Origin of the sequence: Mesorhizobium sp. M8A.F.Ca.ET.021.01.1.1 (assembly GCF_003998025.1) — a bacterium.
In the GTDB taxonomy this organism is placed as follows: Bacteria; Pseudomonadota; Alphaproteobacteria; order Rhizobiales; family Rhizobiaceae; genus Mesorhizobium.
Map to the genome: position 1 here is coordinate 1 of NZ_RZSJ01000134.1, position 12,209 is coordinate 12,209.

Genomic DNA, 12,209 nt, shown 5'->3' on the forward strand with positions numbered 1-12,209 from the left:
AAACGCGGCCGCTCGCGCGACGACATCAAGATCCTGCCCGGCGCCTTCGTCATCGTCGGCGACAGCGCCGAGGAAGCACAGGCCAAGCGAGCCAGGCTCGACAGCCTCGTCTATTACGAAAGCGGCATCGCCTCGCTGTCGATCGCGCTCGGGCATGATGCGTCCGGTTTCGACCCGGACGCGCCCTTGCCGGACATTCCCGCAACCAACGCCAGCAGGAGCGGCCGCGAGCGCGTCATCGAACTGGCGCGCCAGGAGAAGCTCACCGTCAGGCAGCTCGCGCAAAGGCTGGGCGGCTATTCCGGCCTTGCCTTCGTCGGCACGCCAGGGACCATCGTCGACGACATGGAGGAATGGCTCGTCGCCGAGGGCTCCGACGGGTTCAACGTCATGTTTCCCTATCTGCCCGCCGGACTTGATGATTTTGTCGGCAAGGTCGTGCCTGAACTGCAGCGGCGGGGCATATTCAGGACGCAGTATGAAGGATCGACGCTGCGGGAGAATCTCGGCCTGAAGCGGCCTCCCAACAGGTTCTTCGCGTAGAACATCATCCGAGGAGGGCTATGCAATGTCGACGCTGACGAACACCCGCATCGTGCTCGCGGCGCGGCCGCAAGGCCGGCCCAAGCAGAGCGATTTCCGCGTCGAGTCCGTCGCCATCGGCGAGCCGGGGGAGGGCGAACTGCTGTTGCAGATCCTCTATCTGTCACTTGATCCATATATGCGCGGCCGCATGAACGCCGCCAGGTCCTATGCCAAGCCGGTCGAGATCGACGGCGTGATGGAGGGCGGCACGGTGGCTCGTGTCGTCAAATCCCGCCATGCCGGCTTCGCCGAGGGCGATATCGTGCTGTCCCACTCGGGATGGCAGAGCTTTGCCGTGTCCGACGGCGTCGGCCTGCGCAAGCTTGATCCTGCGGCGGCGCCCGTCACCACCGCGCTTGGGGTGCTCGGCATGCCGGGCTTCACCGCCTATGCCGGCTTGCTCACCATAGGACGGCCAAAAGCCGGCGAGACCGTGGTCGTGGCGGCCGCCAGCGGCGCGGTCGGATCGGCCGTCGGCCAGATCGCGCGCATCAAGGGGGCTCGTGCGGTCGGCATTGCCGGCGGCCCCGAAAAATGTGCTTTCGTGCGCCAGGAGCTCGGCTTCGACGCGGTTGTCGATCATCGCGCCGATAATTTTGCCGAGCAACTGAAGGTTGCCTGTCCCGGAGGCATCGACGTCTACTTCGAGAATGTCGGCGGTCCGGTCTGGGATGCGGTGTTTCCGCTGCTCAACGAGTTCGCGCGTGTTCCGGTCTGCGGATTGATCGCGCAGTACAACATCCCTGCGGATTCCGGCGCCGACCGGCTTCCGGCGCTGATGCAGCAGGTGCTGCATCGCAGCCTGACGATAAGGGGCTTTATCCAGCGCGAATTTGTCGATCAACGCCCAGCCTTCTATCGCGAGATGGCCGAATGGATAGCGTCCGGGCGTGTGCGGTACCGGGAAGATATCGTGGACGGCATAGGGAATGCGCCACAAGCTTTTCTGGGGCTTCTCGAAGGAAAGAATTTCGGCAAGCTCATTGTGCGGGTCGCGAGATAGTCATCTCCCGGACGGCCAATTTCGGGAGGCAGTCTTTTAGGAATGAGAGCGTGGCGATACACTTCCGTGCCTGCCGGCCCGCTTCATGGCCGGGCTCGCCCCCGCAGGCAATCCCGTCGAGCAGATTGATGCGCGCGCTGCCAGACACCGCCATGCTTCTTCTTCAGCGCGTCCCGGGAAGAAAAATCTTCTCCGATTTCGTCCTACGGCGATCGTCAATTCCTTTCGTTCGATACCAATGTCTATAAAAACTATGGACATTCTGGCACACTGGCTCGAACATACAACAAGGCGTCCATCATGACCAATCCGGCCATTGTCGGCTTCTCCGGCAATTTCACGCGGCCCTCCAAGACCCGTGGCTTCGTGGACCATATCGTGACGGAGATTGCCGGGCGATACGGCCTCTCCGCCAGCACCCATGACATCGTCGATCTCGGTCCCAGTCTTGGCAGTGCCAAAGGGACGCGCGACCTGGATGGACAGGCCCGCGCCATTCTCGAGCGGATCCTGGCCGCCGATGTCCTGGTGGTCGGCTCGCCCACCTACAAGGGCAGCTATACCGGTCTGTTCAAGCATTTCTTCGATCTCGTCGACCCGGCCGCCCTCAGGGGCAAGCCGGTGCTATTGGCGGCGACCGGCGGCGGCGACCGCCATGCGCTGATCGTCGAGCATCAGCTGCGGCCGCTGTTCGGCTTCTTTGAAGCCTTTGCGCTGCCGACGGCCGTCTACGCCTCGGAGAAGGATTTCGTCGACGGCGTGCTGGCATCCGAAGCGATCCGGGCCCGCGTCGGCCTTGCGGTTGACGATGTCGGCCTGGCGCTCTTCGGCAGGCAGCGCGCCAGGATCGCCGCCGAGTAGCGTGCTCCGGAATATATCCCGCGCGCCAACCTCGTCAGGCGCGCGGTGGTGCGACTTCCAGGCGCTGCCTGAACCTCTTGGCCGTCCGGGGTAGCAATCGGACGTAGCCAGCAATCCAAATGTCCAATCCGTCACGGTTGCCGTGGTCCCAGCCGATGCCGTAGACAAGCGGCGGTGAATCACGTTTTCCGTTGGCGGAGAAGAAACACATGTCGGATCGGATGAAGATCATCTCCGCTGCCAGGTCGCATGGCGGCGTGCAGGGCGTCTATTCCCATGTTTCGGAAGTCTGCGCCTGCGACATGACGTTTGCCGTCTTCGTGCCGCCGCAGGCCCGTGAAGGACCTTGCCCTGTCGTATGGTACCTCTCCGGTCTCACCTGCACCCACGCCAATGTCATGGACAAGGGAGAGTACAGGCGCATGGCCGCCGAGCTCGGCCTGATCGTCGTCTGTCCCGACACCAGCCCCCGCGGCGCCGATATTCCCGACGAGAAGGACAATTGGCAATTTGGCAGCGGCGCCGGCTTCTATCTCGATGCCACGCAGGAACCCTATGCCAGGAATTATCGCATGTATTCCTATGTCGCCGAGGAATTACCGGCGCTGATCGCAGCGGAATTTCCGGCCGACATGAAGCGTCAGGCGATCTTCGGCCACTCGATGGGTGGACATGGCGCATTGACCATCGCGCTGAAGAATCCCGAACGCTTCAAGAGCTGTTCGGCCTTCGCGCCGATCGTGCAGCCCAGCACCGCCGGCTGGTCGAAGCCGGCCTTCGAAAAATATCTCGGCTCCGACGAGAAATCATGGCGGCGCTACGATGCGACCTTGCTCATCGAGGATGGCCACCGCTTCCCCGAGTTTTTCGTTGACCAAGGGACATCGGATGGATTTCTCGACGACGGACTGAGGCCCTGGCTCCTGGAAGCGGCCTGCGCCAAGGCCGGTATTGCGCTGACGCTGCGCATGCAGGAGGGCTACGATCACTCGTATTTCTTCATTTCGACATTCATGGACGACCATCTGAGATGGCACGCCCAGAGATTGTTGGATGCTGAAGTCTGAAGTCTAATCCCGCAGCAGGTCGAACATCAGCTTGAAGAAACGGTCAGCGTCGACCTCATAGGCGATACGCGCATTGTCTTTTTCACCGCGCTCGCTCCAGAAATCGGCAACCGTCGCGCCGAACGCATAGGTGCCCGACAGATCGACGCCGATATGGGCCGGGCGCGTGCGCACCAGTGTCGGGTCGATGGCGAGCGCCAGAGCCAACGGGTCGTGCATGGCGCCGCCGACGCCCATCGAGTTGCGATGCAGCTTCTCGTAGAACAGTAGCCAGTCGTTGACGAGCTTGCCGAGCGGCGTGTCGATCGTGGCAAGCTCGGCATATTGCGGCGCCTCGATCAGCACCTGCATGGTGACGTCGAGGCCGACCATCAGGATCGGTACGCCGCTGTCCAGCACGATCTTCAGCGCCTCCGGGTCGCAGAAGGCATTGAATTCCGTCGGCGTGATGATCTCGCTCTTGCGGTAGAACACACCGCCCATCCAGATCAGTTCCTTGATCTTGGGCAGCACATCGCGATGCTTGAGGATCATCAGGCCGATATTGGTCAGCGGTCCCGTGGCGACGACCAGGATCGGCTCGGGCGCGGCGCGGAGCTTGTCGGCCAGGAAATCGACGGCGTGCCGGTCGACCGGCTTGATCGTGGCCTGCGGCAGATAGGGCGAGCCCTCGAGGCCGCTCGGTCCGTCGGCGGTGCCGAGCACCAGCGGTCGCGCCAGCGGACGGTGACACCCCCGCGCGACCGGCACGTCGCCGGCGCCGATGTACTCCAGGATGCGCAAGGCGTTGGCGGTCGTCTTCTCGACCTCGGCATTGCCGCATGTCGTGGTGACGCCGACGAGTTCGATAGCCGGCGAGCGATGCGCCATGACCAGCGCAATGGCGTCGTCATGGCCGGGATCGCAGTCGAACAGGATGGGAGTTGCAAGGGTCATTTTATCGGTCCTCACGCCGCTTGTTCGTAGCGCGCGATGGTTTGCTTGAAGATGTTCAGGAAGCGGCGGCCGTCGAGATCGGTGCAGATGCGCGTGGTCTTCGGTCCGCCGCCGGGCAGCAGTTGCCGGCCGCGATGGGCAACCGTCTGTCCGCGCGCGAGGCGCCCGTCCAGTACGACGTCGACGAAGAGCGGTTCGGTCATCGTGGCCAGGGCCGGGTCGAAGGCCAGCGCCACGGTGATCACGTCATCCATCGGGAAGCCGACGAGGTCGAAGAACTCGCGCCAGATGTCGATGTAGATCGGAAAGCTGTCGGTGATCATCTCCAGGACGGCATTCTTCCGCGCCACGGCCTGCATGTCGGCGATGTCGTCGCGCGTCAGCATCGAGGCGGCGACGCGGTTGTCCTCGCAGATATCGAGCGGCACCAGGATCTTGTCGACGTCGGCGTTGAGCACGATGCGCGAGGCCTCAGGGTCCGCCCAGATGTTGTATTCCGACAGCGGCGTGATGTTGCCGGGCGTCTGGAAGTTGCCGCCCAGCACCATGAGCCGCTTCAGCGCGCCGGTCAGGCGCGGCTCCTGCAGCAGCGCCATCGCCGCATTGGTCAATGGGCCTGTGGTCACCAGCGTGATCTCGCCCGGATTGGCCATTACGGTATTGATGATGAAATCGACGGCATGCCCCGGCGTCGCCTGGCGCGACGGGGTCGGCGCCGGAGGGTTGAACTTCTTCAGCCGGTCGCCGAAGCGGGCAATGAGCCGCTTCTCAAAATGGACCGGCGCTTCCATGTCGGCCTTGGCATTGCCGACGATCGGCCGCCAGGCGCCGGCATGAACCGGAATGTCGTCGCGCCCGGCAAGCGTCAGCGTGTTGAGCACGACATTGGTGACCTGCTCGATCGGGCCTGCCGCGCCGGTCACGGTGGTCACGCCTTCGAGCCGGACATTCGGGTTCGCCGCGGCAAACAGCACGGCCAGAATGTCGTCGCCGGCAGAATCCACGTCGAGGATTATGCGTTCCATGAGAATTCCTTCATTGCGGATTGTTGTCGAGCGGGGCGCTGTTCCTGTCCGCCGACAAGAGTTTCTGCATCGACGCCAGCGTCTCCTTGATGATCTTTGGCCGTGCCCGGTAGGACAGCGCGAACAGCGCCGTCAGTGCCACGACATAGGGCACGGTCAGCACCAGATAGGACGGAAATCCAAAGGTCTGCAGGCGCAGCGAAAAGGCGTCGGCGAAGCCGAACAGCAGGCAGCCGGCCAGTACCTTGAGCGGATCGCCATTGGAGAAGATCAGGATCGCCACCGCCATGAAGCCGCGGCCCGAAGACATGTTCTCGGTGAACATGGTGATGTAGCCGAGCGACAGATGCGCGCCGGCCAGTCCCGCCAGCAATCCGCACAGCAGCGAGGCGATGTAGCGGACGCGGGTGATCGAGATGCCGAGCGCCTCGGCCGCCTCGGGCTTCTCGCCGACGACGCGGATATAGAGCCCGAGCCGGGTGCGGTTGTAGAACAGCACCAGCAGCGGCACCGCGATGAACGCGACATAGACGATCGGCGTGAAACCCGAGATCAGCGGCGCCCATGAGCCGAGCAGCGCCTGCGCGCCGGGTATCTGCACCTTGGGCAGGCCGACAATGCCGTGACCGACGATCGATCCGCGCGTGCCGAAAATCGCTTTCATCAGCGAGATCGTCATGCCGCCGGCAAGAATGTTGAGCGCCAGCCCGACGACCACCTCATTGGCCCGGAAGGTCACCACCAGAACGGCAAAGGCGAGCGCGAAGGCAAGCGCCGCGGCGACACCGCATGCGACGCCCGCGAAAGCCGACCCCGTCCAGATCGAGCCGATGACGGCGAAGAAGGCGCCGGCCAGCATCTGCCCCTCGAGACCGATGTTGAAGATGCCGGCCTTGGTGGTGAACGACCCGCCAAGCGCGACCAGGAGAATGGGCGCGGTGGTGCGCAGCGTCGCCGCGATCAGCGCGACGTTGATGAGCTTGTCTAGAATTTCCATCGCCGCTCCCCCGCCTGGCTGTCGCCGCGGCGCTTGATCAGAACCTGCGCCGACACGCTGAGGATGATCAGCGCCTGGATCACGGTGATGATTTCGCGTGACGCGCTGGTATCGACCTCGAGCAGCAGCGACCCGCTGCGCAGCGCGCCAAAGAACAGCGCCGTGACGATGGTGGCAACCGGCGAGCCGTTGGCGAGCAATGCGGCGATCAGCCCGTCGAAGCCGAAGCCAGGCGCAAAGCCTTCCATGAACCGGTGGTGCACGCCGAGCGTCTCAATGCCACCGGCCAGTCCGCCGACGGCGCCCGAAAGCAGCAGGACCACGAAGCCCTGGCGTTTCACGTTGACGCCGCCATATTCGGCGAATTTCGGCGCCGAACCGACCATGGTCACGCCGTAGCCCCAACTGGTGTAGCGGAAGACCAGCGCGACGCCGACCGCCAGCACCAGGCCGATCGCCAGTCCCCAGTTCAGCCGCGAGAACGAAAAGATCTCAGGCAGATAGGCCGTCGCCAGGATCGGCGGTGTCTCCGACCAGCCGCCGGGCCGCTTGAACAGGAAGATGGTGAAATAGGAGGTGAGCAGAACGGCGATGTAGTTCGACAGGATCGTCGAGACCACTTCGTTGGTGTTGTAGCGGGCGCGGAAATAGGCAGGGATGGCGACCCAGGCGGCACCTGCGGCGATCGCGAGCGCCAGCGCAGCCAGCGTATGGATGCCTGGCGGCAGGGAAAAGCTGAAGCCGACCCAGGCGGCGGCAAATCCGCCCAGGAAAAGCTGGCCCTCGATGCCGACATTGAACATGCCGCCGCGCAGCCCGATGCAGGCGGCGACGCCACAAATCAGGATCGGTGTCGTCTGCAGCAAGGTACCGGCAATTTTCTCCTGGTCGCCGAAGGCGCCGCGCAGCAGCGTCATCAAGACACGGACCGGGCTTTCGCCGACCATGAGGATGATGATGGCTCCCAGCAGCAAGGCAACGCCGATGGCGATGATCTGACCGGAAAAGGCGCGCAAGCGGTCATTCATCATGCGGGCTCCAGCTCAGGCGACACGCCCGCCATCATCATGCCGATACGGTCCTCGTCGGCATCATCACCGGCGACTTCGCCCATGATCCGCCCGTTGAACATCACCAGGATGCGATCGGCAAGCGCCGCCAGCTCATCAAGCTGCACGGAAATCAGCAGGATCGCACGGCCGGCCGCGCGCTGGCGCATGATCTCGTCATGGATGGCCTCCTGGGCGCCGATGTCGACGCCGCGCGTCGGCTGATCGATCAGCAGGAAGTCGGCACCATTGGTGAATTCGCGCGCCAGCACGACCTTCTGGATATTGCCGCCCGACAGCCGCTTGACGGGATCGCCCGACCCTTGCGCGCGAATATCGAAGCTCTTGATCAGCGCTCCGGCATTCCCGGCGATCGCCTTCCAGTCCAGCACGCCGCCGCGGCTCCACGGTGCACGATGCTGGCGGCCCATCAGCGTGTTTGCCGCGATCGACGCATTGCGATCGACCCCGCGCACCATGCGGTCGCCCGGCACATGGGCAAGGCCCGCCTCGCGTATCGCGGCTGGGGAAAGCATGGTGAGATCCCGGCCTTTCAGCCATGCCTCGCCATGGCTTGCCGGCCGCAGGCCGGAAAGCACCTCCGCCAACTCCGTCTGCCCATTGCCGGCCACGCCGGCGATTCCCACCACTTCGCCAGCGCGAACGGTGAAACTGGCGCCGCGAACAGCCGGCAGCCGGCGGTCGTCACGCGCCCACAGATCCTTGACCTCGAGGACGGCGCCGCCATGCAGCGCCGCGCGCGGCCGGCGGTCGAAACTGACCTCGCGGCCGACCATCATGCGCACCAATTCGTCCTTGCTGAGTTCCGATGTCGGACGAGTTGCCACCTTCCTGCCGTTGCGCAGCACCGTCACCGTGTCGGACACCTCCATCACCTCTTCCAGATGGTGCGAGATGAAGATCACCGTCATGCCTTCGGCCACGAAACTGCGCAGTGTCTGGAACAGCTCACGGCTCTCCTGCGGCGTCAGCACGGCGGTCGGCTCGTCGAGGATGATGGTGCGGGCGCCGCGCACCAGAACCTTGAGGATTTCGATGCGCTGCTCGATGCCGACCGAGAGCAGTCCGACGCGCTCCGTCGGGTCGACATGCAGCCCGAAACGCTTCGACAGGTCGCGTGTGCGTTCGATCTGGGCGGCATGGTCGATCAATCCATGACGGCGGATTTCCATGCCGAGAAAGACGTTGTCGGCGACCGAGAGCGAAGGCACCAGCTTGAAATGCTGGTGCACCATGCCGAGCCCGGCCTTGATCGCGGCGGCCGGATCGGCGACCACGGTCGTCTCGCCATTCAGCCGGATCGAGCCCTCGTCCGGCTGGAGCAGGCCGAACAGGATGTTCATCAGCGTCGTCTTGCCGGCGCCGTTCTCGCCGATGATGGCGTGGATTTCGCCCCGGCGTACGACCAGGTCGATGCCGTCATTGGCGATGAAGGCGCCAAACCGCTTGGTGATGGCAGCCAGTTCGACGGCCATCGCGGAGGTGCTGTGGAGGGGCGGTGACCCCGGCGCGTTCGACACGATGCTCTCCCAGATTGGGGGCTCACATAAACTGGACGCTGATCCGTCGCGGCAAGCCGCGGCGGATCAGCGTAGCGCTTTCTTGGGAGGGATGCGCTGGTGTTGGCCTATTTCGCCTTGGTGATCGCGATCTTGCCGTCGACGATGCCCTTTTTGATGTCGTCCAGCTTGGCGGTCACGTCGGCCGGGATCGTGGGGGCAATATCGTCGCACACCTTGAACTCGACACCGCCCGAAGCGAGGTCGAACGTGCGGGTGCCGGCGGTCACCTTGTGGCCCCCGACTTCGTCCTTGATCAGCGTGTAGACCGCGATGTCCCCCCGCTTCAACATGCTGCCGAGCACATTCCCGGGAGCCGTGCCGCACATGTCGATATCGACGCCGATCGAATATTTGTCGGCGGCGGCACTTGCCTGCATCACGCCTTCACCCGTCGGGCCGGCAACGTTGTAGACGATGTCGGAGCCCTGGCCGTAAAGCGCCTGGGCAAGTTCGCTGCCCTTGGCCGGGTCGTCGAAGGTTCCGGCGAACACGGAATTCACCTTCACATCGGGCGCGGCATATTTTGCGCCCTGCTCGTAGCCGCCGAGGAAGTTGCGGATCACCGGGATATCGCGGCCGCCGACGAAACCGATTGCCTTGCCGTCGCCGATCTTGGGAAATTCACTGCCCTTGGCCTCGACCATGCCGGCCAGCGCGCCGGCGATGAACGAGCCCTGCTCCTCGGCGAAGTTGGCGTAGATCATCTTGGGATTGTCGAGCACGCCGTCGATGAACACGAAGCGCTGGTCGGGATATTCCTTGCTGACCTTCTGCAACGAGTCCACCAACTCCCAGCCCATCACGAAGATGAGGTCGTATTGCTTGCCCTTGGCGAGGTTTTCGAACTGCTCCTCATAGTCGAGGGCACGATTGCCGGTGTCGACCAGCTTGAGGTCGATGCCGAAATCGGTCTTGGCCTTGTTGAGGCCGTTGACGATCGAAACGCCGAAGCCTTGTGCGAAATATCCCGAGATGGCGGCCACGGAAACCTTGGACTGTGCGGCGGCCGATCCCAACGAAACGGCAAGCATCGTGCCGGCCAGAAACAAACTCTTGAGCGCCCTTGTCATGTCATTCCCCTTCAGCTTTTTTCAGCTTTTGAAGCCACGCCTTGACCATCCCTTAAATATCGCCGGGACACTGGCGAGTTCGTTGATGGTCATATGAGTTTATGAGCGGCCAAACAGGCTGTCAATCGTCCTCCGGTGCAGTTTTCTAACCGCTTTGTCCGCATGGTCCTTGTCGACGCTTGACAAATATCGGCGATGCATAATTGTTGGTACTCTAACGAGTTTCATCAGAACGACGGGACGAAGGAAACGCGCCATGCCGGCTGTTGTGGTCAGGAAATTTCTGGTTCAGGTCGAAGAGATCTTCCATGAGGGCGGCCCCTTCGCGGCCCGCCCGCCCAAGCGCGGCGCGATCGTGGCGGTCATCGCCAACCCCTTTGCCGGACGCTACGTGGAAGAGATCACCGGATTCATGGAGGACCTGAAGCCGCTCGGCCTCGACATGGCCCGGCGCCTGATCGACGCCATGGGCGAGGGGGTTTCAGCCATCGAAGGCTATGGCAAGGGCGCCGTCGTCGGCGCCGCCGGCGAGCTCGAACACGGTGCGCTCTGGCACAATCCGGGCGGCTACGCGATGCGCGAACTTCTCGGCAACGCCAAGGCTATCGTGCCGTCGACCAAGAAGGTCGGTGGCCCGGGAACGCGCATCGACATTCCGATAACGCACATAAACGCCTCCTATGTGCGCAGCCATTTCGACGCCATCGAGATCGGCGTCGGCGATGCGCCGCGCAGCGACGAGATGGCTGTCATCCTGGCGATGACCACCGGGGCGCGCGTTCACGCTCGGGTCGGCGGCCTGGCGGCAGCCGATATCAAGGGCGAGGACGGCTTGCGATGAGCCCTGAAATCCGCCGCGTCATTACCATCGTCGAGGAAACCCTGATCGAAGGCGGCTGCCCCGTCGATCCGCCAACGCGTCGCGCCGCGGTGATCGCGGTGATCCGCAATCCCTATGCCGGCACTTTTGTCGAGGATCTGTCGGCGCTGAGTGTCGTTGGTGAGGCGTTGGGCGACATCTTGCCCAGGCGGGCCGTCGCGGCCCTCGGCATTGGCGGTGACCAGGTCGAGAGCTTCGGCAAGGCGGCCGCCGTCGGCGCCGATGGCGAGCTAGAACATGCCGCCGCCATCCTTCATCCAACGCTCGGTGCCCCGTTCCGCGATGTGCTCGGCAAGGGGGCCGCGCTCATCCCCTCATCGAAGAAACGCGGCGGCCTTGGCGTGCCGCTCGACATTCCGCTCGGCCACAAGGATGCGGCGCGGGTGCGCAGCCATTTCGACGGCATGGAGGTTCGCGTTCCCGACGCACCGCGTGCCGACGAGATCGTCGTCGCCATCGCCGTCACCGATTCCGGCAGGCCGCATCCGCGTGTCGGCGGGCTGACCAAGGACAAGATCGTCGGCAAGGACGGCGTAAGTTGATGCGTTCGCAGGTGGCTGCCGCTACGCCGCCCTGACTTCCGGCACCCGCATCGCCGGCGGAGTATTACGGCTGCGGTTGGTGCGCACCTCACCGTCGATGATCACCATGCCGATGCCCGGCAGATTGCCGAGCGCCACGCTGTCCAGCAGTCCGTCACCGGCGCCACCAATCGCCTGGTCGATGAAGATGAGGTCGGCGGCGCGGCCGACCTCGATGATGCCGCGGTCAGCCAGTCCGCGCACGCGCGCCGTGTTGCCGCTGGCAAGGCAGAACGCCACTTCAGGGGCGATACCGCCCAGCGAAGCGAGCATCGTCAGCGTCCTCAGGATGCCGAGCGGCTGCACGCCCGATCCGGCTGGGCTGTCGGTGCCGAGGATGACGCGCGAAAGTTCGCCGCGCTGCCTTGCCAGCTCGAGCACGAACAGGCCGGTGCGCAGATTGCCGTTGTGGACGATTTCCAGCGCGCGCGAGCCGTTCTCGCAGATCTGCCGGATCTCGACTTCCGGCAGTGCCGTCGGTCCGCCATTGACGTGAGCCACGATGTCGGCATCGACCTCCAGCACGACATCGGCGCCGATGCGGCCGGAGCCGGGCAGGGATGGGCCGCCCG

General features: G+C 64.0%; 12 protein-coding genes and 1 pseudogene. 6 read left to right on the forward strand and 7 right to left on the reverse strand.

Annotation, left to right across the window (positions count from 1 at the left end):
• The 4 genes and pseudogenes from EOA36_RS13220 to fghA all read left to right on the forward strand — a co-directional run.
• Positions 1 to 543, forward strand: a pseudogene (locus tag EOA36_RS13220) (LLM class flavin-dependent oxidoreductase); the annotation flags it as partial.
• Positions 544 to 568: 25 nt separating this feature from the next.
• Positions 569 to 1,588: an NADP-dependent oxidoreductase gene (locus tag EOA36_RS13225; protein WP_127278024.1), complete on the forward strand. Its 1,020-nt coding sequence runs from the start codon at positions 569 to 571 to the stop codon at positions 1,586 to 1,588.
• 300 nt (positions 1,589 to 1,888) lie between these two features.
• A complete protein-coding gene (gene msuE / locus EOA36_RS13230; RefSeq protein WP_127278025.1) occupies positions 1,889 to 2,449 on the forward strand; it encodes an FMN reductase in 561 nt (186 codons plus the stop codon).
• Positions 2,450 to 2,658: 209 nt separating this feature from the next.
• A complete protein-coding gene (gene fghA, locus EOA36_RS13235; RefSeq protein ID WP_189553203.1) occupies positions 2,659 to 3,516 on the forward strand; it encodes an S-formylglutathione hydrolase in 858 nt (285 codons plus the stop codon).
• A gap of 3 nt (positions 3,517 to 3,519) precedes the next feature.
• Here the strand turns inward: fghA and EOA36_RS13240 are convergent, their stop codons facing one another.
• The 6 genes from EOA36_RS13240 to EOA36_RS13265 form a co-directional block, all read right to left on the reverse strand.
• Positions 3,520 to 4,452: a nucleoside hydrolase gene (locus tag EOA36_RS13240; RefSeq protein WP_127278027.1), complete on the reverse strand. Its 933-nt coding sequence runs from the start codon at positions 4,450 to 4,452 to the stop codon at positions 3,520 to 3,522.
• Between the two features lie 11 nt (positions 4,453 to 4,463).
• Positions 4,464 to 5,477 carry a nucleoside hydrolase gene (locus EOA36_RS13245; protein WP_127278028.1) on the reverse strand — a complete coding sequence of 338 codons (1,014 nt, stop codon included), beginning with the start codon at positions 5,475 to 5,477 and terminating at the stop codon, positions 4,464 to 4,466.
• Positions 5,478 to 5,487: 10 nt separating this feature from the next.
• The gene (locus tag EOA36_RS13250) at positions 5,488 to 6,474 is read right to left on the reverse strand and encodes an ABC transporter permease (protein WP_127278029.1); all 987 of its coding nucleotides are present in this window, start codon (positions 6,472 to 6,474) and stop codon (positions 5,488 to 5,490) included.
• Positions 6,462 to 7,505 carry an ABC transporter permease gene (locus EOA36_RS13255; protein WP_245464339.1) on the reverse strand — a complete coding sequence of 348 codons (1,044 nt, stop codon included), beginning with the start codon at positions 7,503 to 7,505 and terminating at the stop codon, positions 6,462 to 6,464. The genes EOA36_RS13250 and EOA36_RS13255 overlap by 13 nt, the downstream gene beginning before the upstream one ends.
• Entirely contained in the window at positions 7,502 to 9,019 is a 1,518-nt protein-coding gene (locus EOA36_RS13260; protein WP_245464340.1) for an ABC transporter ATP-binding protein, read from the reverse strand. The genes EOA36_RS13255 and EOA36_RS13260 overlap by 4 nt, the downstream gene beginning before the upstream one ends.
• Before the next feature lie 152 nt (positions 9,020 to 9,171).
• Positions 9,172 to 10,176 (reverse strand): BMP family ABC transporter substrate-binding protein, encoded by a 1,005-nt coding sequence (locus tag EOA36_RS13265; RefSeq protein ID WP_127278032.1) that lies wholly within the window; start codon positions 10,174 to 10,176, stop codon positions 9,172 to 9,174.
• Positions 10,177 to 10,432: 256 nt separating this feature from the next.
• Here EOA36_RS13265 and EOA36_RS13270 point away from each other — a divergent pair, with 256 nt between their 5' ends.
• Together EOA36_RS13270 and EOA36_RS13275 are read left to right on the forward strand one after the other, a co-directional pair.
• Positions 10,433 to 11,017: an amino acid synthesis family protein gene (locus EOA36_RS13270; protein ID WP_127278033.1), complete on the forward strand. Its 585-nt coding sequence runs from the start codon at positions 10,433 to 10,435 to the stop codon at positions 11,015 to 11,017.
• On the forward strand, positions 11,014 to 11,598 hold the full coding sequence (locus EOA36_RS13275) for an amino acid synthesis family protein (RefSeq protein ID WP_127278034.1): 585 nt from the start codon (positions 11,014 to 11,016) through the stop codon (positions 11,596 to 11,598). The genes EOA36_RS13270 and EOA36_RS13275 overlap by 4 nt, the downstream gene beginning before the upstream one ends.
• 21 nt (positions 11,599 to 11,619) lie before the next feature.
• On the opposite strand, the gene EOA36_RS13280 is transcribed toward EOA36_RS13275, so the two are convergent.
• A partial coding sequence (locus EOA36_RS13280; RefSeq protein WP_145969165.1) for an amidohydrolase family protein occupies positions 11,620 to 12,209 on the reverse strand: 590 nt, incomplete at its 5' end.

Coding starts and splice junctions, on each gene's coding strand:
- EOA36_RS13225 (WP_127278024.1), top strand. CDS start 569: ATGTCGACGCTGACGAACACCCGCATCGTGCTCGCGGCGCGGCCGCAA.
- msuE (WP_127278025.1), top strand. CDS start 1,889: ATGACCAATCCGGCCATTGTCGGCTTCTCCGGCAATTTCACGCGGCCC.
- fghA (WP_189553203.1), top strand. CDS start 2,659: ATGTCGGATCGGATGAAGATCATCTCCGCTGCCAGGTCGCATGGCGGC.
- EOA36_RS13240 (WP_127278027.1), bottom strand. CDS start 4,452: ATGACCCTTGCAACTCCCATCCTGTTCGACTGCGATCCCGGCCATGAC.
- EOA36_RS13245 (WP_127278028.1), bottom strand. CDS start 5,477: ATGGAACGCATAATCCTCGACGTGGATTCTGCCGGCGACGACATTCTG.
- EOA36_RS13250 (WP_127278029.1), bottom strand. CDS start 6,474: ATGGAAATTCTAGACAAGCTCATCAACGTCGCGCTGATCGCGGCGACG.
- EOA36_RS13255 (WP_245464339.1), bottom strand. CDS start 7,505: ATGATGAATGACCGCTTGCGCGCCTTTTCCGGTCAGATCATCGCCATC.
- EOA36_RS13260 (WP_245464340.1), bottom strand. CDS start 9,019: ATGGCCGTCGAACTGGCTGCCATCACCAAGCGGTTTGGCGCCTTCATC.
- EOA36_RS13265 (WP_127278032.1), bottom strand. CDS start 10,176: ATGACAAGGGCGCTCAAGAGTTTGTTTCTGGCCGGCACGATGCTTGCC.
- EOA36_RS13270 (WP_127278033.1), top strand. CDS start 10,433: ATGCCGGCTGTTGTGGTCAGGAAATTTCTGGTTCAGGTCGAAGAGATC.
- EOA36_RS13275 (WP_127278034.1), top strand. CDS start 11,014: ATGAGCCCTGAAATCCGCCGCGTCATTACCATCGTCGAGGAAACCCTG.